22 protein-coding genes and 1 pseudogene are annotated in these 22,033 nt (G+C 73.4%); 16 read left to right on the forward strand and 7 right to left on the reverse strand.

What is annotated here, in order from left to right; all coding sequences use genetic code 11:
- Positions 1 to 37 precede the first annotated feature (37 nt).
- Positions 38 to 1,474: a phytoene desaturase family protein gene (locus tag WEB03_RS11360; RefSeq protein WP_368071064.1), complete on the forward strand. Its 1,437-nt coding sequence runs from the start codon at positions 38 to 40 to the stop codon at positions 1,472 to 1,474.
- On the opposite strand, the gene WEB03_RS11365 is transcribed toward WEB03_RS11360, so the two are convergent.
- Positions 1,464 to 2,405 (reverse strand): hypothetical protein, encoded by a 942-nt coding sequence (locus WEB03_RS11365; protein ID WP_368071065.1) that lies wholly within the window; start codon positions 2,403 to 2,405, stop codon positions 1,464 to 1,466. The two genes, WEB03_RS11360 and WEB03_RS11365, sit on opposite strands and share 11 nt — an antisense overlap.
- A 224-nt stretch (positions 2,406 to 2,629) precedes the next feature.
- Between WEB03_RS11365 and WEB03_RS11370 the strand changes: the two genes are divergently transcribed.
- The 3 genes from WEB03_RS11370 to WEB03_RS11380 all read left to right on the forward strand — a co-directional run bounded on the left by WEB03_RS11370 (position 2,630) and on the right by WEB03_RS11380 (position 4,113).
- Positions 2,630 to 2,893 (forward strand): hypothetical protein, encoded by a 264-nt coding sequence (locus tag WEB03_RS11370; RefSeq protein WP_368071066.1) that lies wholly within the window; start codon positions 2,630 to 2,632, stop codon positions 2,891 to 2,893.
- An 86-nt stretch (positions 2,894 to 2,979) separates the two neighbouring features.
- A complete protein-coding gene (locus WEB03_RS11375; RefSeq protein WP_368071067.1) occupies positions 2,980 to 3,822 on the forward strand; it encodes a hypothetical protein in 843 nt (280 codons plus the stop codon).
- Positions 3,823 to 3,909: 87 nt separating this feature from the next.
- Positions 3,910 to 4,113 carry a dodecin family protein gene (locus WEB03_RS11380; RefSeq protein ID WP_368071068.1) on the forward strand — a complete coding sequence of 68 codons (204 nt, stop codon included), beginning with the start codon at positions 3,910 to 3,912 and terminating at the stop codon, positions 4,111 to 4,113.
- Between the two features lie 14 nt (positions 4,114 to 4,127).
- Here WEB03_RS11380 and WEB03_RS11385 read toward each other — a convergent pair whose 3' ends face one another.
- Entirely contained in the window at positions 4,128 to 5,024 is an 897-nt protein-coding gene (locus WEB03_RS11385; RefSeq protein ID WP_368071069.1) for a MerR family transcriptional regulator, read from the reverse strand.
- A gap of 208 nt (positions 5,025 to 5,232) precedes the next feature.
- Between WEB03_RS11385 and WEB03_RS11390 the strand changes: the two genes are divergently transcribed.
- Complete coding sequence (locus WEB03_RS11390) at positions 5,233 to 6,741, forward strand: aldehyde dehydrogenase family protein (protein ID WP_368071070.1); 1,509 nt, start codon at positions 5,233 to 5,235, stop codon at positions 6,739 to 6,741.
- 237 nt (positions 6,742 to 6,978) lie between these two features.
- Here the strand turns inward: WEB03_RS11390 and WEB03_RS11395 are convergent, their stop codons facing one another.
- A complete protein-coding gene (locus WEB03_RS11395; protein WP_368071071.1) occupies positions 6,979 to 7,818 on the reverse strand; it encodes an EamA family transporter in 840 nt (279 codons plus the stop codon).
- A gap of 161 nt (positions 7,819 to 7,979) precedes the next feature.
- Here WEB03_RS11395 and WEB03_RS11400 point away from each other — a divergent pair, with 161 nt between their 5' ends.
- Complete coding sequence (locus WEB03_RS11400; RefSeq protein WP_368071072.1) at positions 7,980 to 8,615, forward strand: helix-turn-helix domain-containing protein; 636 nt, start codon at positions 7,980 to 7,982, stop codon at positions 8,613 to 8,615.
- Between the two features lie 3 nt (positions 8,616 to 8,618).
- Here WEB03_RS11400 and WEB03_RS11405 read toward each other — a convergent pair whose 3' ends face one another.
- Positions 8,619 to 9,269 carry a response regulator gene (locus tag WEB03_RS11405; RefSeq protein ID WP_368071073.1) on the reverse strand — a complete coding sequence of 217 codons (651 nt, stop codon included), beginning with the start codon at positions 9,267 to 9,269 and terminating at the stop codon, positions 8,619 to 8,621.
- Positions 9,266 to 10,720: a PspC domain-containing protein gene (locus WEB03_RS11410; protein ID WP_368071074.1), complete on the reverse strand. Its 1,455-nt coding sequence runs from the start codon at positions 10,718 to 10,720 to the stop codon at positions 9,266 to 9,268. The genes WEB03_RS11405 and WEB03_RS11410 overlap by 4 nt, the downstream gene beginning before the upstream one ends.
- A 171-nt stretch (positions 10,721 to 10,891) precedes the next feature.
- Between WEB03_RS11410 and WEB03_RS11415 the strand changes: the two genes are divergently transcribed.
- The 4 genes and pseudogenes from WEB03_RS11415 (at position 10,892) to WEB03_RS11430 (ending at position 14,594) form a co-directional block, all read left to right on the forward strand.
- Entirely contained in the window at positions 10,892 to 12,250 is a 1,359-nt protein-coding gene (locus WEB03_RS11415; RefSeq protein ID WP_368071075.1) for a PspC domain-containing protein, read from the forward strand.
- Entirely contained in the window at positions 12,247 to 12,495 is a 249-nt protein-coding gene (locus WEB03_RS11420) for a hypothetical protein (RefSeq protein ID WP_368071076.1), read from the forward strand. Before WEB03_RS11415 ends, WEB03_RS11420 begins: the two co-directional genes overlap by 4 nt.
- A 21-nt stretch (positions 12,496 to 12,516) precedes the next feature.
- A pseudogene (locus tag WEB03_RS11425) lies at positions 12,517 to 12,621 on the forward strand (R2-like ligand-binding oxidase); the annotation flags it as partial.
- Positions 12,622 to 13,286: 665 nt separating this feature from the next.
- The gene (locus WEB03_RS11430; RefSeq protein ID WP_368071077.1) at positions 13,287 to 14,594 is read left to right on the forward strand and encodes an adenylosuccinate synthase; all 1,308 of its coding nucleotides are present in this window, start codon (positions 13,287 to 13,289) and stop codon (positions 14,592 to 14,594) included.
- A gap of 21 nt (positions 14,595 to 14,615) precedes the next feature.
- On the opposite strand, the gene WEB03_RS11435 is transcribed toward WEB03_RS11430, so the two are convergent.
- Entirely contained in the window at positions 14,616 to 14,939 is a 324-nt protein-coding gene (locus tag WEB03_RS11435; protein ID WP_368071078.1) for a hypothetical protein, read from the reverse strand.
- Positions 14,940 to 15,050: 111 nt separating this feature from the next.
- Between WEB03_RS11435 and purD the strand changes: the two genes are divergently transcribed.
- Positions 15,051 to 16,337, forward strand: a complete 1,287-nt coding sequence (purD, locus tag WEB03_RS11440) for a phosphoribosylamine--glycine ligase (protein WP_368071079.1) — start codon at positions 15,051 to 15,053, stop codon at positions 16,335 to 16,337.
- Positions 16,334 to 17,317, forward strand: coding sequence for a Gfo/Idh/MocA family protein (locus WEB03_RS11445; protein ID WP_368071080.1), 984 nt, complete (start codon positions 16,334 to 16,336; stop codon positions 17,315 to 17,317). Before purD ends, WEB03_RS11445 begins: the two co-directional genes overlap by 4 nt.
- Before the next feature lie 12 nt (positions 17,318 to 17,329).
- Here the strand turns inward: WEB03_RS11445 and WEB03_RS11450 are convergent, their stop codons facing one another.
- Positions 17,330 to 18,262, reverse strand: coding sequence for an acyl-ACP desaturase (locus WEB03_RS11450; RefSeq protein WP_368071081.1), 933 nt, complete (start codon positions 18,260 to 18,262; stop codon positions 17,330 to 17,332).
- 168 nt (positions 18,263 to 18,430) lie between these two features.
- On the opposite strand from WEB03_RS11450, the gene WEB03_RS11455 reads away from it, so the two are divergent.
- Genes WEB03_RS11455 through WEB03_RS11470 form a run of 4 tightly spaced genes read left to right on the forward strand, consistent with a single transcriptional unit; the run spans position 18,431 to position 22,030 of the window.
- Entirely contained in the window at positions 18,431 to 19,453 is a 1,023-nt protein-coding gene (locus WEB03_RS11455; protein ID WP_368071082.1) for a helix-turn-helix domain-containing protein, read from the forward strand.
- Positions 19,453 to 20,310 carry a molybdate ABC transporter substrate-binding protein gene (gene modA, locus WEB03_RS11460; protein WP_368071107.1) on the forward strand — a complete coding sequence of 286 codons (858 nt, stop codon included), beginning with the start codon at positions 19,453 to 19,455 and terminating at the stop codon, positions 20,308 to 20,310. The genes WEB03_RS11455 and modA overlap by 1 nt, the downstream gene beginning before the upstream one ends.
- Positions 20,307 to 20,984 (forward strand): molybdate ABC transporter permease subunit, encoded by a 678-nt coding sequence (gene modB / locus WEB03_RS11465; RefSeq protein WP_368071083.1) that lies wholly within the window; start codon positions 20,307 to 20,309, stop codon positions 20,982 to 20,984. The genes modA and modB overlap by 4 nt, the downstream gene beginning before the upstream one ends.
- Complete coding sequence (locus WEB03_RS11470; RefSeq protein ID WP_368071084.1) at positions 20,981 to 22,030, forward strand: ABC transporter ATP-binding protein; 1,050 nt, start codon at positions 20,981 to 20,983, stop codon at positions 22,028 to 22,030. The genes modB and WEB03_RS11470 overlap by 4 nt, the downstream gene beginning before the upstream one ends.
- Positions 22,031 to 22,033 lie beyond the last annotated feature (3 nt).

Below are 22,033 nucleotides of genomic sequence, written 5' to 3' on the forward strand. Positions count from 1 at the left end.
GGGGCAGGCTGCGGCTCCCGCCTCTCGGAGCTCCCCCGTGGCCGCAGCCCCCGTGAAGACCGACGCCGTCGTCGTCGGGTCCGGCCCCAATGGACTTGCGGCGGCGCTGACGCTCGCCCGCGAGGGGTTCCGCGTCACCGTGCTCGAAGCGGAGGACGAGATCGGTGGCGGGACGCGGTCCTCGGACCAGCTCACCGTCCCCGGCGTGCTGCACGACATCTGCAGCGCCATCCACCCCTTCGGCGCAGCTTCGTCGGTGTTCCGCGAGATGCCGCTCGAACGCCACGGGCTGCGGTGGGCCCACCCGGACGTCGCCATCGCCCACCCCCTCGACGGGGGCGACGTCGCGGTCAAGTACCGCGACCTCGACCGCACGGTGGCCGAGCTCGGCGAGGACGGGCCCGCGTGGGGCCGGCTGCTGCGGCCGATCGTGCGCACGTTCGACGCCGTCGCCTCGGACCTGCTCGGTCCGATGATCCGGATCCCGCGCCACCCCATCGCGACCGGTCGTGCGGGACTGCTGTCGCTGCTGCCCGCCACCGTGACGGCGTCGAGCTTCCCGACCGAGCGCGGCAAGGCCCTGTTCGGCGGCATCACGGCGCACGCCATCCAGCCGCTCGACCGGCCCCTGACCACGTCGGTCGGGTTGCTGATGGCCGCAGCCGGACACCGCTACGGCTGGCCGGCTGCGGTCGGCGGGTCGCGCGCGATCGCCGAGGCCATGGCCAGCTACCTGCGCGAGCTCGGAGGTGAGATCCACACCGGTGTACGCGTCACCTCGCTCCGGGACCTGCCGCGCTCGCGCGTGGCGCTGCTCGACGTCGGACCCCACGCCCTGGCCGAGATCGCCGGTGACGCCATGCCGGGACCGATCCGTGCTCGCAACGCCAGGTGGCGCTACGGCCCGGGGGCGTTCAAGGTCGATTACGCCATCCGAGGTGGTGTCCCGTGGACCGCTGAGCCCGCCCGTCGCGCCGGCACGGTGCACGTCATCGGCGGGTTCGACGAGCTGGTCGAGGCGGAACGGCTGGTCCACGAGGGGCGGATGCCCGAGCGTCCATTCCTGCTCACCGCGCAGCAGCACCTGGTCGATCCTGGCCGGACCGAGGGGGACATCACGCCGTTCTGGGCCTACGCCCACGTCCCGCACGGGTACACCGGGGACGCGGTCCCGGCGATGGAAGCGCAGCTCGAACGGTTCGCGCCGGGGTTCGGCGACCGGGTGGTCGCACGCAGCGTCCGCACGCCGGCCGACCTCGAGGCGTACAACGCCAACAACGTCGGGGGCGACATCGCGGGTGGGGTGACCGATCCGCTGCAACTCATCGCCCGGCCGAGGCTGTCGCTCGACCCCTACCGGACCGGTGTGCCCGGGCTGTTCCTGTGCTCGTCGTCCACGCCGCCCGGCGGCGGCGTACACGGGCTCTGTGGCGCCCACGCCGCACGATCCGCGCTGAAGGTGCTCACCGCCTGACGGTGGACCGGAGCTCGGCGAGCACCTCGATCGCTTCCGGGAGCGTCGCGACCGCGATCCGTCGCATCCCGGGCGTACGCAGACCCTCGAGCGCGCCCTCCTGGGCGGCCGGGTAGAGCAGCACGTCGGCGCCGTCGGCGTGCGCAGCCTCGGCCTTGAGGCGCAGACCGCCGATGCGACCCACGGCGCCCGTCAGCGGATCGAGCTCGCCGGTGCCCGCCAGGATCCAGCCGGGCAGCGGCGGCTGGCCCGTGACGTGGGCGTGTGCGGCCAGGGCGACCATGAGGGTGTGCGAGGCGCCGACGGGGAGGCCACGGACCGGCTCGCGGAGCGCGGCGACGTGACCGAACGGGACGCCACCGGTGGTGTAGGCCTCGACGTTGGTGTCCCACCGCAGCTGGACGCGCTGGAGCACGTCCGATGGTGCCCCGGGGAACCGCTGGCCGTCGGTGGTCGAGAACCACCAGCCCTCGTCGGGGTGCAGCTCGCGTGCGCCGAGCAGGTCGCCGCCGGTGCGGATCGGGCGGCCGTTGAACCGGTCGACGATCACGTGCCGGCCGTCCGGGTCGACCCCGACCATCCGCAACCACACCGTGGTGTCCACGCCGGCGGCACGCATGCCGAGCGCTGCGGCGACCGGCTCGTTGACGACCGGGCGCAGCCAGTCGGGAGGGTCGATGTTCAACAGGTCGGCGGGTGCCCCGGAGCGGTCGTGGACGAGCTGGTCACCGACGGCCTGCAGCAGCGGGTAGTACCCGAGGACGGTCAGGTAGCGAACCGAGGGTGTCTCGACGTCGACCCCATCGATGCTGAGGGCCAGCTGCCGGCTGGCGCCGTGACGCAACCCGCCCTGGAGCCACGGCACCGGCAGCAGCGAGACCACGACGAGGACCACCAGCCACCACGTGGCCCGCATCCTCCGCCGCTGCACGTCCGCTCCTCCCGCGACCGCGCTCCACGCCCGGCCACCGTCGTTCGGACAGGGTCGGCCGACGGCTCGGTCACCGCAGGAACCACGGCCTAGGTGCGCGGTGGCCGACCGGGTCGCGCGGTACGGGAACCATGCTGGACGACCGGCCGCCACGTGGGTGGGTGACGCGTCGCGCTAGCCTCCGGGGACGCGACCCGTTCGCCCTGGTCCCGGTCGGAGGTGCCGTGAACGATCGATCCACAGCCACGCCGACCGACCCGTTCGCGCCCGTCAGGGCGCCGCCGCGGGGCCGCTCCGTGCTCGTCGTGCTCGCCGTCCTCGCGGCTGTCGTTGCGGCCATCGGCGGCTTGGCGCCGATAGCGGGTCCGATCGGGATGGTCCTCGGGCTCGTCGCGCACCTGAAGGGCAGCCGCTTCGGGATGCCCGCCACCGTGCTCGCGGGGGTCGCCACCCTCGTCGGCTTCACGGTCGCGATGCTGCTCCGCTGATCGACGGCGCAGGGCTGCGTCCTCGCACTACCCTCCGGCCCACACAAGGCCCGTCCTGCGCGAACGGGCCGACGTAGGAGTCCCCCGTGTCACTCGGCCTCGACGGCAGCCTCCTCGTGCTCTCGCTCGAGCCCCGTGGCCCGCGGCTGGACGACCACGCGCTGGAGCCGGGGCCCGTGGTCGACGCCGACGTCCTGGTCGAGGGGCTCGACCGCGCACGGCGAGCGGCCGGTCTCGACGCGGCCGGTACCGCCGTGGTCGCCGCCGATCCGGACGTCGCGCGGGATCTGCGGGCACGCGGCTTCGGCGTCGTGGCCCCCGTGGAGTCCACCGTCACGGGCACCCTCTCCTTCGCGCACGGCGATGGCTTCAGCCACGCGGTGGAGGAGCTCGAACCCGACCTCACCTCCGTCCGCGTCCGCTGGAACCCCGGGGACGACGCCGACGTGAAGAAGGAACAGGCCCTCGGGCTGACGAGGCTCGCGGCCTGGCTGCACGAGACCGACCGCAAGCTGCTCGTGGAGGTCGTCGTCCCGCCGCTGCCCGCTGACCTCGACCAGGTCGGACGCGATCACGACCGGTTCGTGAGCGAGCTCCGTCCAGGTCTCAGCGTCGAGGCGGTGCGCGAGATCCGCGAGCTCGGGACCGAGGCGGACCTCTGGGCGGTCGAGCACGGCGCGAGCAGCGCCGACCTCGATGCGCTCGTGACCGAGGCGGGTCGTGACGAGGTGGGGGTGCTGGTCATCGTCGCCTCGCCGGACCAGCCGCTCGACCCACCAGCGGGCCACGTCCGAGGGATGCTCGTCGACCGGCCCGTCTGGCGGGCCGCCCTCGCTGGCGCCACCGGGGCCCGCGGCGTCGACGCCGATGCCGTCGCGGCCGCCCTGTCCCGCTTCATCGAGTTCCACGCTGCTCGCCGGTCCTCCTGACCGTTCGGGACAGCCGCTCCGCGAGCAACGCCGACGAACGACCCGTCGCCGCCCGGCGACGTGCAACCACCACCGGAGGGTGCGAACGTGGCCGTCATCAAGACGATCGACCTGGTGGGCGTCTCCACCGAATCGTGGCGCGATGCCGCGCACAAGGCTCTCGACGAGGCGACCAAGACCCTGCGTAACGTCGAGGGCTTCACCGTTCTCGAGACCTCTGCGGTCGTCGAGGGCACCGAGATCGCCGAGTACCACACCCACGTGCGCATCAAGTTCCGCATCTCGCGGTGAGACCGGGCGGGTGGTCAGCCGGCGCCCGTCCGGCGTCCCGCGGCCGCCCGCTCCACGGCGGCGGCCACCTCGCTGACTTCTCCCGTGTGGACGATGGCACGGGGGAGCCGCGAGGCGTCCGAGGGGATGAAGCCGGCGCCGCCGAGCACGACCCCGGCTCCCGAGAACGTCGGTCGGTCGGCCAGGAAGTCCTCGGCGGCCTCCCGGAACACCGCACCGACGAGCACGACGTCGGGTGACAGGTCGACGGACGCGCGCTCCATGGCGACGGTCGGGGTACGGGCGCCGAGGTAGTGCACGCGCCACCCCGCGTCGGCCGCGACGACCGCCGAGGCCAGCAGACCGAGGTCGTGCTCTTCGGTCTCCGGAGCGGCGGCCAGGCAGACGGGTGCGGTGGTCCGGGGGCGGGTGCGGAGCAGGCGCTGCAACCTCGGGCGGAGCGTGTTGGTGGCGAAGTGCTCGCGCGCGATGATCCGGGGGTCGTCCTCCCACCCGTCACCGAGGTGGCGGAGGACGGGGAGCAGGACCGCGTCGATCGCGCTCGGGACCTCGAACCGGGCGAAGGTGGCGTCGACGATCTCGTCCGCGGACGGCCCGTCGAACCCGTCGATGGCCCGTTCGAGGCGAGCGATGAGCTCGGCGGCCGCGCCGTCCTGGCCGGCGCCCGAGATCGAGGTCGGTCGCGCGACCGGCGCGGGAGCGCGGAGCACCTCACGGGCGGCGGCGGACGCGTTCCAGCCGTCCTCGAGCAGCCGCTGTACCGCACGGACACGGTCCACGTCGCGCTCGCTGTAGAGGCGGTGGCCGCCGTCGGTGTGGTCGGGGGTGAGCAGGCCGTATCGGCGCTCCCACGCGCGCAGCGTCGGGACCGCCACACCCGTGCGGCGGGAGACCTCGCCGATGCGGAGCACCGACAGATCATCGGTCGCGGGGATCGGTCGCTCCTCTCGGTGTGGTCGGTCGGCAGCAGGTCCACCGGTGCATGTTCGCACCTCCGGACCCTGACGGACGGGTCAGCGACGTGCGCCAGCGGGTGTCAGGGTGCCGCCGCGCTCGCCCTCGCGCAGCCACCGCCGGACGGTTCGTCGCCGGACCGCGGTTCGCCCTACCGTCCGCGGCATGGACGAACCGACGCCCCTGACCTCGCTGACCGCTGGAACCCCCGTGATCGTCGGCGGGGACCGGCTCACCACCGTCTCGCCGGAGCTGGCTGCGGCGTTCGCGCCGGGCGACGCGTTGGTCGTGCTCCAGGACTCGGGCGAGCTGCTCCACGTTCCTGCTGCGGAACGCGCCGCCGCACGACGGGCCGTCGATGCCGCAGCCGCTGCGGCCGAGGCGATGGGCGCCGTCGACGACGCCGCGATCGACGCCTTCTACGCCGGGTTCGCCGACCGGCTGGCCGACGACGCGAGCTTCGCGCCGATCGCGGAAGCGAACGCGGCGGACGTCGATGCCGCCCGGGCTCGCGGGCGTTCGACGACCCGGCTCGTGCTGAGCGACGCCATGCGCGCCGGCATGATCACCGGCCTGCGTGGGTGGCGCACCGTGCCCGGCGGCCGGGGCGACGTGGTCCGCACCATCGACCACGACGGGTGGCGCGTCGAGCAGGTCACCGATCGGCTCGGGGTGGTCGCGTTCGTCTTCGAGGGACGGCCCAACGTGTTCGCGGACGCGTGCGGGGTGCTCCGCACCGGGAACACGGTCGTGTTCCGCATCGGTTCCGACGCGCTCGGCACGGCGCGAGCGATCGTCGAGCACGCCCTCGATCCCGCGTTGGCCGCGGCCGGGCTGCCGCCGGGTTCGGCGGCCCTGGTCGACTCGCCGGCCCACGCCGCGGGGTGGGCGTTGTTCAGCGACCCCCGCTTGGCGCTGGCCGTCGCCAGGGGGTCGGGCCGCGCGGTCGCGCAGCTCGGCGCGGTCGCCCGCCAGGCCGGGAACGCCGTGTCGTTGCACGGCACCGGTGGCGCGTGGATCGTCGCCTCGGACCACGCTGACGCGGACCGGTTCGGGGCCGTCGTGCACGCGTCGCTCGACCGCAAGGTCTGCAACACGCTGAACACCTGCTGCATCGTCCGGTCGCGGGCCGAGGAGCTCGTCCCGGTGTTCCTCGACGCGCTCGATCGCGCTGCCGCGGATCGCGGCGTCAACGCCAAGCTGTACGTCCTCGAGTCGTCGCGCCACCACGTCCCCGAGCGCCGGTTCACCGAGCACGTCACGATCGCGCGGGTCGAGGGCGCCATCGAGGAACCGGCGGCCGAGTCCCTCGTCGAGGCGCAGCTCGGCATCGAGTGGGAGTGGGAGGACAGCCCCGAGGTCACCCTCGTCGTCGTGGACGACGTGGCCGAGGCCGTGCAGCTGTTCAACCGGTGGTCGCCCCGGTTCGTCGCCTCGCTGGTCAGCGAGGACCGCGCCGAACAGGAGCGTTTCTTCGGAGCGGTCGACGCGCCGTTCGTCGGCGACGGGTTCACCCGCTGGGTCGACGGGCAGTACGCCTTCGGTGCCCCCGAGCTCGGCCTGTCCAACTGGGAGCACGGTCGGCTGCTCGCCCGCGGCGGCGTGCTCTCGGGCGACGCGATCGTCACGCTCCGCACCCGCGTGACCCAGCACGACCCGCGCCTGCGCCGCTGAGGCCACCCGAGCTCAGCTTACGCGGCCAGCGGTTGCTGGCTCCTGGGAGCCAGCAACCGCCACGTCCGACCGCGCGGACCCACCTGCGATGAGCAGTTTCTGGCACCTGATCGCCAGGAACTGCAGCATGGAGACCCCGGCCAACGGCGGGAGGGGGGAGGCCGCAGGTGATCCCCGCCGTCGTCAGCGACGGGTCGGCCACGACTGACCGTCGAGGTCAGCTGAGGTCAGCTGAGGTCAGCTGAGGGCGATGAGGCCGACGGCGCCGAGGCAGGCGACGACGGCGCCCCACTGCACGCGGTCGAGCCGTTCGCGGAGCAGGCTGTGCGCGAGCCCGGCGACGACCACCGGGTACAGCGAGGTGATGAGGGCCGCCAGCGAGAGCATCCCCGCGCGGGCCGCCCCGAGGAACAGCACGTTGGCGACCATGTCCAGGGTGCCGGTCGCGAGGGCGAGAGCGAGGAAGCGGCCGTCGCGGGGAACCCCGACCCGACGGACGGCGAGCGCCGCGCCGAGCAGGACCAGCGACGCGGCCCGTGCGCCGACGAGGGACCACAGACCGGAGTCCGCTGGGCTCGCGTCCAGCGCGACGAAGAAGACGCCGAAGCCGACGCCGCCCAACAGCGCCAACAGCGGGCTGCGGCTGCTCGCACCACGTCGCGCGCCGGCCGCGAGGTCGCGACCGCCGACCAGGACCACGGCGGCCAGGCCGAGCGCGATGCCCACCGTCGCGAGGGTGGTGGGGCGCTCGCCCGTGCCGAAGCCGATGGCGACCGGCAGCACCGCTCCGGCGACACCGGCCAGCGGTGACGCGAGCCCCATCGGGCCGATCGCCAGACCGCGTAGGTAGAGCACGAGGCCGCACGCACCGGCCACGCCGCCGACCGCGCCAGCGGCGAGGGCGGAGGACGACAGGACGCCGGGCAGCAACAGCAGCGCCGGGGCCAGGACGAGGAGACCAGCGGCCTGCGCGAACCACGACACGGTGAGCGCCGGCGCCCGTCTGGCGGCGAGGCCGCCGGCGAAGTCGCTGGCGCCGAAGGTCAGGGCGGCCGAGAGGGCGAGCAGTGCGGTCATGACGGATCCGTACGGGCCGACGCGGCCGGATCCGGTGAGGTCGAGTGCACCGATCGGTGCGGTGCGCGGTACCGTAGCGAGGGAGGACCGCCGGCGCAATATGCTGGACCGGTTGGTGCAGCAGGATAGACCTACGGCTGTGGGTGCGGGAGGAGCGGACGTTGCGTGGACCCGAGGAGGTCGCTGGTTCGCTGGCGACCAACCTGCGTCGGCTCCGCGCCCTGCGGGGCTGGAGCCTCGAGGCTGTCGCCGAGCGCGCTGGGGTGAGCAAGAACACGGTCATCCAGGTCGAGCAGGGCCGCGCGAACCCCTCGATCTCGACGCTCTGCCGGCTCGCTGACGCGCTCGGGGTGGGGGTCGCGAGCCTCATCGAGGCGCCGGCCGGCCCGCGGGTGACGGTCCGTCGTGCTGCGGACACCCCGGCGCTGTGGACCTCGGATGCGGGCAGCCGTGCCCTGTTCTGCCTCGGCACCGACCCGCCGGACGTCGTCGAGCTCTGGGACTGGAACCTCGCCGTCGGCGATGGGTTCGACGGCGAGGCGCACCCGCCCGGGACCGTCGAGCTGCTGCTCGTCCTCGAAGGTCAGCTCGCGCTCCGGGTCGGGGACGTCGAGCACCACCTCGACGTCGGGGACAGCGTCCTGTTCGAGGCGGAGGTCCCGCACCGCTACGCCAACCACGGCGAGGACCCGTGCCGGTTCACGTTGTCGGTCCTGCAGCCGACCGCGAGCGCGGGCCAGGCCTCCTCGCCGAGCCACGAGACCGAGGCGCTGAACCAGGATCCTGACCTCAGCTGACGGTCACAGCAGGTCGCGGCCTGCCGCCCACGCGGTCAGCTCGTGGCGGTTGCTGAGCTGCAGCTTGCGGAGCACCGAGCTCGCGTGGGTCTCGATGGTCTTGACCGAGACGTGCAGCCGGGTGCCGATCTCGCGGTAGGTGTAGCCCCGCGCGAGGTGGCGCAGGACCTCCTTCTCGCGGGTGGTCAGGCGGTCGAGCTCCTCGTCCGCGACGGTCCCGGCGGGCAGCCCGCCGGCGAAGGCATCGAGGACGAAGCCGGCCAGCCGCGGGCTGAACACGGCGTCGCCGGCGTGGACGCGGGCGATGGCGTCGAGCAGATCGGGGGTCGCGATCGTCTTGGTCACGTACCCGCGTGCTCCCGCACGGATGAGGCGGATCACGTCCTCGGCGGCGTCGGAGGCCGAGAGCGCCAGGAAACAGACGTCGGGGCGGCGCTCCTTGATGGCCTGCAGCACGGCCAGCCCCCCGCCTCCCGGCAGGTGGACATCGAGCAGCACCACGTCGGGCTTGGTGGTCTCGATGCCCTGGATCGCACCGTCGACGTCGCCGGCATCGCCGACGATCGTCACGTGCGGACCGAGCTCCGCGCGGACACCCGAGCGGAACAGGTTGTGGTCGTCGACCAGGAACACCTTCACGGCGCGGCTGTTCACGGGGCGCCCTCCTCGACGGCGGTGGTGGTGGTGGTGGTGGTCGGCCCGGGATCGCGCGGGACGGTCAGCTCGACCTCGGTGCCCTCTCCCGGTGTGGACCAGACCTCGGCTCTGCCTCCGTGGCGCTCGAGCCGACCGATCACCGAATCACGCAGGCCCCGACGGTGGTCGTCGTCGGTGGCCCCGAGGGTGGCCGCGACGTCGAAGCCGACCCCGCGGTCGCGGACGAAGGCGGTCACCTCTTCAGCCGTCACCTCGACGTACACGGCGACCTCGTCGATCCCCGCGTGCTTCGCGGCGTTGGTCGTCGCTTCCTTGATGGCGGCGACGAGGGCGTGGGCGGCCGGACCCACCGGGGCGTCCCCCACGACGACCACGTCGACCGCGAGGTGGTGCAGCGCCTCGACCTCGGCGGCGGCCTGTTCGACGGCGTCGGTGAGCGTCCGCGGGGCTGCGCCGGTGACGCGTCCGCTGCCGTACAGCCAGGCACGCAGCTCGCGCTCCTGCACGCGGGCGAGGGTGGCGATGCGACGCGGGTCGTCCGAGCTGCGCTGGATCAACGCCAGGGTCTGCAGCACCGAGTCGTGCAGGTGGGCTGCAAGCTCGGAGCGTTCCTCCTGGCGGACGCGTTCCCGCCGCTCGCTGCCGAGCTCGGTGACCAGCCGGCTGAGCCAGGGGCCGAACAGCAGCACCGCGCCGCCGGCCGCCGCGAGCAGCGCCAACGCCAGGTCGCGGAGCGCCACCAGGGCATCGTTGGCGGCCAGGAAGCCGGCCACGGCGATCGCGACGAGGACCGTGCCGACCACGATCCGTGACGGGGACGTCGGCGCCGTCGTCAGCCGCGCTGCGGCACCGATCGGACCGCGGCGGCCCGCGAGGCGTCCGAGCCTGGTCTCGACACGTGCCCGGTCGTCGTCGTCGTCGCCTCGTGTCCAGACCACCGCTGATCCGGCGGCCGCCAGCACGATCGGCCACACGAGGGCGTCGCCGAACCACAGGCCGACGCTGCGCAGCAACAGCAGCGCACCGAGGGTGATCAGCGCGAGCGCGACCGCCTGCTGGACCGTGGGTCGTCGGCCCTCGAGCGGGGTGTCGGGTTCGACCGTCGTGGTCACCCAGAGTACGCCGTAGATCAGCGGCCCGACGAACCCCGCGAAGGTCAGGACGACGAAACCGATGCGCACGATGGCCGGGTCGACACCGAGGTAGCGACCGAGCCCACCGGACACCCCCGCGACCACGCGATCGGTACGGGTCCTCCGCAGGCGTGTCGCCGTGCGCCCGGACGTCGGCCGAGAGCCGGTCGGAGGCGGCGGAGGCGGCGGAGGTGACGGGTACGACCCGGGTCCGTCGTCCTCACCGGACGTCGCCGGCACAGCGGTCGCCGCTGGCGACCGTGGTGGGGGCGGGGGCGGTGTCGTGACGCCGGGACCTCGTGGTTGACCGACCACGATGGTGACACACCGGACCCCGCTGCGACCCTCGGGCCCACCCCCGTCACCTGCGCCGGTCTCGGGGTCGGCCCAGGGTCCTCCCCGATGGTCGCCACCTGCCGTGGGTGGGACGGTCGGGGTGGTCGATGGCAGCCCGCCGCGACCGACCGCTCCGGACGAGGATGAACGATGTCCGCAGGACCCCCTCCCAGCTCCCCGCCGCCCCCTCTCGCTCCACCGCCGCAGGGACCCGCTGACGCCGAGGCCGCGCCCGGTCCGCGGCGCCTGACCCGCCAGCTCGAGGGCCGGCTGCTCGGGGGTGTCGCCACCGGACTTGCGGCCTGCCTCGGGATCGACGTCGTCGTCGTGCGGATCGCGCTGGTGGTGCTGGCCTTCATCCCGTTCCCCGGCTTCGGGGTCCTGGTCTACGTGGCGATGCTCCTGCTCGTCCCCGGGTCCGACGGTGAGGCCGTCGTGGTCCCCAACCGCTTCGTCGACCGCAGCGCGGGGTTCTGGGTCGGTATCGGGCTCGTCGGGTTCGCGATGATCACCCTCCTCGGCGTGACCAGCACCGGGCGCTTCGGGGGGAACCTGGTCCCGCTGCTGCTGATCGGTCTCGGCATCGCCCTCTGGGTCGACGCCGATCGCCGCAGCACGGAGCGGCGCACCACGGGTGCCGCGGCGGCCCACCCTGGCCCACCGGTGTGGGAGAGCGCCGGACCGCCACCGGCCTTCGCCCGGACGGGTGCCCCGCAGGCAGCGACGGCCGAGCCCGGCCCGGTGTGGGAGTCCGCGCCGGCTCCGCCTCCGCCCGTGGTGCCGCCGACCGGACCGGCGCTCGTCTGGCACCCCGCGCCGGTGGAACGCCGCCCGCGCTCGCCCCTCGGGCGCATCACGCTCGGTCTGGCGTTGCTCGCCGGCGGGGTGGCGTGGCTACTCGACCTCACCGGTGCCGCGTCGGTGAGCGCCCCGCGGATCCTGGCCGTGGTGCTGGTCGTGCTCGGGATCGGGCTGCTGGTCGGCAGCGTCGTCGGGCGCGCACGGGGGCTGGCGTTCCCCGTCGCGGTGCTCCTGCCGCTCGTGCTGGTGGGCTCCGCGCTCACCGACCTCGGCATCGACGTCCGTGGCGGCGTGGTCGACCGCACCATCACGCTCACCGACGCGGAGCAGCTGGCCGAGCCCATCAGCTACGGCGCCGGCGACCTGCGGGTCGATCTGATCGGGGTGGAACGCCCGGAGGGTGAGGTGCTCGAGGTCGTTCTCGGCGCTGGTGAGCTGACCCTCTACGTCCCCGAGGGCGCCGGCGTCAGCGGTACGGCCCGCCTCGAGGTCGGCGAGCTGCGCGTCGACGAGGGCTACAGCAGCGGGGTCAGCCTCGAACGTGCCCTGGCGATCCCCGCCGACCCGGGGCGTCCCACCTACGAGCTCGACCTCCGCGTCGGTGCTGGATCGATCCAGATCTTCACGGTCGCCACCACCGAGACCGACCAGCAGGACGGGGGCGACGCCGTCGATCCCGAGCTCGAAGCCCCGGAGGTCCGCCGATGACCCGCCACCGTTTCGACACCTTCTCGTTCCTCGTCGGGGCCATCGCGGTCGCGGTCGGGGCCGTCGTCCTCAGCGGCGAGGTGACCATCCAGTTGATCGACCTGCGGGTGGTCGGCCCGGTGCTGTTGCTCGCGCTCGGGCTGGCGCTGCTGGTCGGCCGCGCCGATACCAGCGAGCTGTCCTGGCTGGACGACCCGGAAGCCACCGGGTCGACCGCCCCCGCCGAGCGGTCGCACGAGGTCTAGAGACCGACAGGGGACCTGCCGATGCGGCGCATCGGGACCATCGAGTCGGCCCGCGGCAAGGACCTCGCCCAGATCGAGGGCGACGACGAGCCGGTGACCCTCGAGGACAAGTTCGCCGCCGAGGAGGACGCCGCCGCGTACGCCGTCGCGGAGGTCGTCGAGCGCCTGGCCGGCCGCGCCCCGGTGTGGCTGTCGGGACAGTTCCTGTCGGTCGCGCACCCCGGCGACGTCGTCGAGTTCGAGGTGCACCGGCCGGCGACCGGTCGGCGCCTGTCGCAGCTGCGCGTGGTCGGGACCGGTCAGCGTCGCGAGATCGTCCACGTCGCCGCGACGCTCGGGGCCGGATCGATCGCGACACCGGACGCTCCGGAGCCGGTCGCTCCCGACGTCCTGCCGCCCGAGGACTGCCCACCCCGGCCGGTGTTCGCCCGCTTCACGGGGACCATCATCGAGCGCGTCGACATCCGGCTCGTCCGGACGGTCGGAGACGACCAGCGACCCGGGCGTCTCGGGCGCGGCCGTGCGGGGTTCTGGGCGCGCCTGCCCGAGCTCGAGACGTCACCCGCCGCGATGGCGATCCTCGGTGACTTCGTGCCGGCGGGGATCGGCGCGGCGCTGCCCGCGGCCGACCCGGACGACGAGGCTGCCTGCGACGCGCGGCCGACCCGGCCCTCGCAGCCGACGCGGTAGGGTCCGGTCACGGCGGCCGTCCCGAGCCGCCGGAGCGTCGAGCTCCGCCACGCAGGCCGGCAACGCGACCCGGACCTGCACCTCGAGGCGAGGACGCAGACGTGCCCGCGACCATCATCGTCGGCGCCCAGTGGGGCGACGAGGGCAAGGGCAAGGCGACCGACCTGCTCGCGGACACGACCGATCTGGTCGTCCGCTACCAGGGTGGCAACAACGCCGGCCACACCGTGATCGTCGGCGACCAGGTGTTCAAGCTGCACCTGATCCCGTCGGGGATCCTCTACCCCCACGTGACGCCGGTCATCGCCGACGGCGTGGTGGTCGACCCGGCCGTGCTGCTGCAGGAGTTCGACGGGCTCGCGGCCCGCGGCATCGACGCCTTCGACCGGGTCAAGATCAGCGGCAACGCGCACCTGATCATGCCCTACCACCGTGAGCTCGACCTGCTGATCGAACGGCGGCTCGGCAAGGCCAACCTCGGCACCACCAAGCGTGGCATCGGCCCCGCCTACGCCGACAAGGCATCGCGCGTCGGCCTGCGGTTCCAGGACCTGTTCGACGAGAAGATCTTCCGCCAGAAGCTCGACGCGGTCCTGGTCCACAAGAACGAGCAGCTCGCCAAGATCTACAACCGGCTCCCGATGGACGCCGACGAGATCGCCGCCGAGTACCTCGAGTACGCCGACCGGTTGCGACCCTGCCTGACCGACACCACCGAGCTGATCCACAGCTCGCTCGAGGCCGGCAAGCACATCATCCTCGAGGGCGCCCAGGGCACCCTGCTCGACCTCGATCACGGCACCTACCCGTTCGTGACCTCGTCGAACCCGGTCGCCGGTGGTGCGCTGACCGGCGCGGGCATCGGCCCGCGTCACGTCGACCGCGTCATCGGTATCACCAAGGCGTACGTCACCCGGGTCGGGGCCGGCCCGTTCCCGACCGAGCTGTTCGACGAGGTCGGCGAACGGATGACGGACCTCGGTGGCGAGTACGGCACCACCACGGGCCGTCGTCGCCGCGTCGGGTGGTTCGACGCCGTGCTCGCCCGCTACGCCGAGCGCGTCAACGGTCTCACCGACATCTTCCTGACCAAGCTCGACGTGTTGTCGGGCTTCGAGACGCTGAAGGTGGCGACCTCCTACCGGTACGACGGCCAGGAGTACGTCAACTTCCCGCCCCACCAGTCGATCTTCCACCACGCCGAGCCGGTCTACACCGAGCTGCCCGGCTGGGAGGAGGACCTCACCGAGGTCACCCGGTACGAGGACCTGCCGAAGGCCGCGCGCGACTACGTCGACATGCTCGAGGAGGAGTCGCGGTCGCGCATCACGTGGGTGTCGATCGGACCGAAGCGCTCGCAGACCCTGGTGCGCCACGACGTCCCGCTGGTCCCGCCTCCCGCCCACTGAGCGGACGGTACGGGTCCGATCTCAGAAGCGCGCAGCGGCGAACGCGAGCGATGCGGTCGTGAAGATCGCGCCCATCATCGAGAAGAACAGCAGGCGGTTCTGCTCGATGATCTGCCGCCGGAACTCGCTCACGATCTTGTGCTCGAACAGCTCGAAGCGGGTGTCCATGCGGTCCGCCAGCACGCGGACGTCGTCCTTCGTGGCGAGCTGGTCCCACGGGATCGGAGGGAGCTGCTCCATGAGCGTGGCCGCCTGGTCGGGACCGATGGCGCTCGAGAGCGCCTGGCGCAGGTCGTGTCGTGCCGCTTCGTCCGGCATGGTCGCCTCCAGGTCGGTGGTGCGCAAGGTGCCAGCTCGGCCCTCTGCCGGTCCCGCGGACAACGCCAGCGCTGTGGAGGACGGTCGCTGGAAGCGGCGCCACTAGCCTCGCGGCGTCCTCCTTCGAAGGCGCGCAGCGTGGGTCGATTCGTCCTGGTCGTCGGCAACGGCGGGCGCGAGCACGCGCTGGCGTGGCGGCTCGCCGCATCGCCCTCGGTCGACCGCGTCGCCACCGCGCCGGGCAACCCCGGGACGGCCGCGTGCGGTCCGAACCTCGCCGTCGATCCGACCGACCCCGTGGCGGTCGCGGATCTCGCCGAGGCCGAGGGGGTCGACCTCGTCGCCGTCGGGCCCGAAGCGCCACTGGTCGCGGGCGTCGTCGACGAGCTGCAACGACGCGAGATCCCCGCGTTCGGCCCGACCGCCGCCGGCGCCCAGATCGAGGGATCGAAGGCGTTCGCCAAGGACGTGATGCAGGCGTCCGGTGCGCCGACCGGCGGCTACGTCGCGACCGGCGATCGTGACGAGGCGTTCGACGCGCTCGATCGGTTCGGTGGTCCGTACGTGGTCAAGGCCGACGGCCTGGCCGCTGGCAAGGGCGTGCGGATCTGCGCGTCGCGGGACGAGGCCCGCGACGCCGTCGACGACGCGCTCGTCCGGGGCGTGTTCGGTGAGGCCGGATCGCAGGTGGTCGTCGAGCAGTTCCTCCTCGGTCCCGAGCGCAGCGTCTTCGGTGTCTGCGACGGCGAGGACGTCGTGTTGCTCGCGCCGGCCCAGGACTACAAGCGCGCCCTCGACAGCGACGAGGGCCTGAACACGGGCGGCATGGGGGCCTACACACCCGTCCCGGACTTCGCGCTCGAGGATGTCGACCACCTCCGCGAGCTCGTGTTCCTGCCCGTGCTGCGCGAGCTGGCGGCCCGCGGCGCGCCCTACCGGGGCCTGCTGTACGCCGGCCTCGTCGACACCATCGACGGGCCGCAGCTGCTCGAGTTCAACGCGCGGTTCGGCGATCCCGAGACCCAGGTGATCCTGCCGAAGCTCGCCTCCGACCTCGGCGACCTGCTCCACGCGTCCGCCGTCGGCTCGGTCGCCGACGTCGAGGTCACCTGGCACGACGACGCGGTCGTGACGGTCGTCCTCGCCAGCGGTGGGTACCCCGAGGGCTACGCGACCGGCGTCCCGATCCTCGGGGTCGACGAGGCGGTGGGTCACGACGGGGTGACGGTCTTCCACGCCGGGACGGCCCGCGACGTGGACGGACGACTCGTGACCGCCGGTGGTCGGGTGCTCGACGTCACCGCCCGCGGCGCCGACGTGGCGGAGGCCCGGAGCCGGGCCTACGCCGCGGCGGATCGCATCCGGTGGGATGGCCAGCACCGACGTGGGGACATCGCCGCCCACCTCGGGTCCCGACCCTCGTGACCCGGACGGCCGACGGACCGATCCGGTGGGCCATCGTGGCGACGGGTGGTATCGCGAGCTCCTTCGCGGCGGATCTGCACGCGACCGCCGACGCCGAGGTGGTCGCGGTCGCGTCGCGCACCGAGGCTCGCGCCCGCGCTTTCGCCGACGAGCGCGGTATCGACCGCGCCTACGGCGACGTCGGCGCGATGCTCGACGACGGTGACATCGACGTGGTGTACGTCGCGACCCCACATCCGCAGCACACGGCGCCGACCCGACTCGCCCTCGAGGCTGGGGTGGCGGTCCTGTGCGAGAAGCCGCTGGCCGCCGATCCGGCGGAGGCCGCTGCGCTGGTCGCGCTCGCGCGCGAGCTCCAGGTGTTCCTCGCCGAGGCGATGTGGATGCGCTGCGACCCGCTGCTGATCGAGGCGAGGCAGCTCGTGGCGGACGGGGCCATCGGCGAGCTACGCGTGATCACCGCGGACCTCGGGTTCCCGGCGCCCTACGACGCGGACTCGCGGCTGTGGGCGCCCGAGCTCGGGGGTGGCGCGCTCCTCGACGTCGGGGTGTACCCCGTCGCGTTCGCCCGCACGTTCCTCTCCGACGTGCCCGAGCTGGTCGGCGTCGCGGGCGCGCTCGCACCCACGGGTGTCGACGCGGATGCGACGGTGCTGCTGGCCGCGGGGGCGGTGCAGGCCCGCCTGTCGTGCTCGCTGGTGGCGCCGCTGCCGTCGACCGGATCGCTCGTCGGTACCGCGGGCGAGCTGCGCTTCGACGCGCCGGTCCACCGGCCCGCACGGCGGACCCTCGTGCGGCCCGGTCAGGCGCCGCAGGTCACCGAGGCCGAGCCCCACCTCCCCGCGTACGCCCACGAGATCGCCGAGGTCCACGCCTGCCTGCGGTCCGGCCGGACCGAGAGCACGCTGATCCCGCTCGACGAGTCGCTCGAGGTCCTGACCATCCTCGACGAGGCACGGCGGCAGCTCGGCGCACGCTGACCCCGCCGGTGGTCACCCGGTGCGGGCGGTCTCACGGGCGGCGCGGGCGGTGCGCTTCTCGTCGAACCGGGTCGCCATCTGATCGAGGCCGGTGAGGAAGCCCGAGAGCTGCTCGCGTGCCTGCTCGGCCGCCTCGTCGAGGCCCTCGACGTCGAACACGCCCCAGTGGCGCAGCAACGGCCAGATCACGTCATCGTGGTGGACGCGCAGGTCGTAGATGCCGGCCTTGGCGATCTGCACGGCCTTCCGGTTGAAGTCGCGCATCCCGGCACCGGGCATGACGAACGCCTGGACCTCGGCCGCGATGGCCTCGATCACGCGTGACGGGTCGAGGTGGAGAGCCGCCCCCACCAGGTCCCGGTAGAAGATCATGTGCAGGTTCTCGTCCTTGGAGATCCTCGCCATGATCCGGTCGGCGACCGGGTCGTTCGAGTACCGACCCGTGTTGCGGTGGCTGATCCGGGTGGCGAGCTCCTGGAACGAGACGTAGGCCATCCCGCGGAGCGCGTCCTTCCCGTCCCGGTCGTAGCCGGTCATCATCTGCTGCATGCGCCCGCGCTCGAGCTCGATCGGGTCGATGGCGCGGGTGACGGTGAGGTAGTCGCGCAGGACGATGGAGTGGCGCCCCTCCTCGGCGGTCCAGCGGTGGGTCCAGTTGATCCACGCGCCGTCGCCGGTGCCGAACATCTCGAAGATCTCGCGGTGGTAGCTCGGCAGGTTGTCCTCGGTGAGCAGGTTCACCTCGAAGGCGATCTGCGCCACGCCCGTCAACCGCGAGTGGTCCGGGGTCCACGGTTCGGTGTCGAAGTCGCGACCCTGGGAGTAGGGCACGTACTCGTGGGGGAACCACTCCTCGGCCACCTGCTCGTGGCGACGCAGCTGCTGGTCCGCGACCGGTTCGAGCTCGGCGAGCAGGTCACGGTCGGTCAGGCGGGTGGTGGACAAGCTCGGCTCCAGCGTTCGGTTACGGGACCGTAAGTTACGTAAGCGTAGGTCGACCGTCAAGGCCCGGAGATGTTCGGTCGGCCGGGGCGTGGGGTGGAGCCTCGGGCGACCGTGCCAGCTATCTGGCATAGTCATGCTCTGAAGCTGTCATGCGGGAAGGGGGCACGGGTGCGTGAGGACGCCCCGGCGGAGGCGGGGCTCGGGCGTCGGGTCCGGCGTCGCCGTCGTGCCCTCGGCCTGAGCCAGGACGAGCTCGCGGCCCGCGCGGGGATCAGCCGCCAGGGGGTCGGTGCGATCGAGCGTGGTGAGCACCTGCCACGCGTCGACGCGGCCCTCGGTCTCGCCCGCGCGCTCGGGACGACCGTCGAGGAGCTCCTGGCGGTCGGCCCACCGGTGGCGCTCCAGGTGCTCGGCGGCGAGATCCCCGAGGGGCGTGCCGTCCGTGCGTCCCGGGTGGGGGACCACACCGTCGTCGTCCCCCTGCCGACCGCCGCGGACGGGGAGTCGTGGCCCGTCCCCGACGCGGTGATCAACAGCGGGCGGGTCGAGGTGCTCGACGGCGCGGACCTCGACGGGTTCGTCGTCGTCGGCTGCGATCCCGCGCTCGGCCTGCTCGCGGGGCTCGCCCCGCCCCGGGGTCCCGGTCGGATCCTGCCGGTGCTCGGGTCGTCGGCGGCGGCCCGGCTCGCGCTGACGACCGGCCGGGCCCACGCCGCTGTCGTGCACGACACCTCGCCTCCCGCGCCAGGCCGACCCGACCGGGTCCACCGGCTCCCCCTGGCGACCTGGCGGACGGGGCTCGCCGCTCGACCAGAGCGGTCGGGCACGCTGGTGGACGCGCTCGCTGGGAGAGGAGAGGTGGTCCAGCGGGACACGGGGGCAGCGGCGCAGCTCGCCTACGAGCGGGTGCTCGACGCCGCTGGAGCCGGACGTCCCCACGGGGCCGTCGCGACGGGTCACCTCGACGCCGCCCGGCGGGCGATCGAGCTCGGGCTCGCGGCGGTGACCATCGAACCCGTCGCCGAGGCCTGCGGGTTGAGCTTCCACCCCTTGGAGACCCACGCGGTCGAGCTGTGGATCGACGCGGGTGCGGTCGATCACCCGGGCGCGCGTGTCCTCGGCGAGCTGCTCGGCTCGGCGCGCCTCCGCAGCCGGCTCGCGGCGCTCCCCGGTTACCAGGTGGCCTCGTGATGCGTCGCGCCGGCTGGCTCCTGGTCGTCGCTCTCCTGATCGGGGCGTGCCGTGGTGGCGATGCCCACGTCGGCGTCCAGCGCACCGACCGGGGGGCGGTCCCCTCGGAGCTGCTCGTCGCGGCCGCGTCCGATCTGCGCCCCGCCTTCGAGGAGCTCGCGACGCGGTTCGCCGCGGCGACCGGCACGGAGGTGAGCTTCGACTTCGGTTCGTCGGGCCAGCTCGCCCAGCGGCTCATCGAGGGCGCACCCTTCGACCTGTACGCGTCGGCCAACGTCGCGTTCGTCGAGCAGGTCCTCGCCGAGGGTGTGGGCGATGCGGCGACGCGCCGGACCTACGCGTTCGGTCGGATCGTCATCTGGGCACCGCAGGACCGGTGGACCGGGTGGGAGCAGCTCGAGGACGTCGCGAGCGACGAGACGATCGTCAACGTCGCGATCGCGAACCCCGAGCACGCGCCCTACGGCGTCGCCGCTGAGGAGGCGCTGCGGGTGACCGGGACGTGGGAGGCGGTCCAGAACCGGCTCGTCTTCGGCGAGAACATCTCCGACACCCAGCGGCTGGTCGAGACCGGCAACGCGGACGTCGGGATCCTCGCGCTGTCGCTCGCCCTGGCTGCCGACGAGCGCGGCATCGGCACGTGGGTGCTCGTCGACGACGGCCTCCACGCGCCGCTCCAGCAGGAGCTGGTGGTCACCGCCGTCGACGCGGAGCAGGCGGCGTCGGCCGAGGCGTTCGCCGACCTCGTGGCCAGCGAGGAGGGGCGCGAGGTCATGCGGCGCTCCGGCTTCCTGCTCCCCGGGGACGACGAGGTGACCGCCGACGAGGTGGGCGCTGGCGGAGGCGGTGGGGCGTGACCGAGACCCTCGCCGGCATCGACTGGGCACCGCTCTGGCTGTCGCTGCGTGTCGCCTCGCTCGCGACGCTGATCGCCACGGTCCTCGGCATCGCCGGTGCCTACGTCCTGGCGCGTGGTCGCTTCCCCGGCCGGCGGTTCCTGGAGGCACTCGCGAGCCTGCCCATCGTCCTGCCACCGACCGTCCTCGGGTACTACCTGCTGGTCACGATCGGGCGTCGATCCCCGGTCGGTCGCGCGTGGGAGTCGCTGACGGGCGGGCCGCTGGTCTTCACCCCCACCGCGGCGGTGATCGCCGCGGCCCTGGCGAGCACCCCGTTCTGCCTCCGGGCCGCACGAGCCGCCATCACCGACGTCGATCGCCGCTACGAGGAGGCCGCTCGGGTCGCCGGCCTGTCCGAGCGGCGGATCGTGTTCGAGGTGACCCTCCCCATCGCGCAACGCGGGATCCTGGCGGGGATCGCGCTCGCCTTCGCGCGCGCGCTCGGGGACTTCGGGACGACCATCATGGTCGCCGGCAACGTGCCGGGCCGGACCCAGACCATGCCCATCGCCGTCTACGACCGCGTCCAGGCCTTCGACTACGCGACCGCTGGTGTGCTCGCGCTCATCCTGTCGGTCGTCGCCGTGCTGGCGCTGCTCGTGGTCGCCCGCTTCGAACGGGCCCCGTGGTGAGCCTCGAGGTGCGGGTCCAGCGGTCGGTCGGTGGCTTCGACCTCGACGTCGACCTGCGCAGCGACGCGTTGGTGACGGTGCTGATCGGGCCGTCGGGCGGGGGCAAGACCTCGACGTTGCGGGCCATCGCCGGGCTCGATCCCTCCGGCCGTCAGCACGTCGTCGTCGGAGGGTGGGTCGTCGCCGGTGGTGGCGGCCCGGACCTGCCCACACGGGCACGCCGGCTCGGGATGGTCACGCAGGCGTCGACATTGCTGCCGCACCGCAGCGTGCTGCGGAACGTCGCGCTCGCGGTCCGGGAGGGCGATCGCCCGACCCGGGACGCCGAAGCACGTACCTGGCTCGAGCGGGTCGGCGCGACCGCGTGGGCCGAACGCCGCCCTTCTGCGCTCTCCGGTGGTCAGCAGCAACGCGTCGCGCTCGCGCGAGCCCTCGCCGGCGGACCCCGGCTGCTGCTGCTCGACGAACCGTTCAGCGCCCTCGACGCACCGTCGCGCACCGCGCTCCGCGGCCTGGTGCTGCGGCTGGCCGAGGAGACGGCCACGCCGGTGCTCCTCGTGACCCACGACCCGACCGAAGCGCTCACGATGGCCGGGCACCTCGCGGTCATCGAGGACGGCCGGATCACCCAGCAGGGCTCGGCGTCGGAGGTCGCGGCGCGGCCCCGCTCGCGGTGGGTCGCGGAACTCGTCGGTCTCAACCTGCTCCGTGGGGTCGCGGACGGGACGCTCGTCCGTCTCGACGGTGGCGGCGAGCTCCGCACGGCCGACGCGGCACACGGGCCCGTCGCGGTCACGGTCCACCCGCGCGCCGTGTCGGTGCACCGGATCCGTCCCGGCGGCAGCCCGCGCAACGTGCTGACCGGCGAGGTCGCCGACCTGGACGCCCGAGGCGATCACGTCCGGGTGCGCATCACCGGTCCGGTCCCGCTCGTCGCCGAGGTCACACCCCAGGCCGTGGCCGAGCTCGACCTCGGTGCCGGCGGCACGGTCCACCTCGCCGTCAAGGCGACCGAGCTGCAGGTCCACCCCGACGAGGCCGCGTGACCG

This window comes from Nitriliruptor sp. (assembly GCF_040882075.1).
Taxonomy (GTDB): Bacteria; Actinomycetota; Nitriliruptoria; order Nitriliruptorales; family Nitriliruptoraceae; genus Nitriliruptor.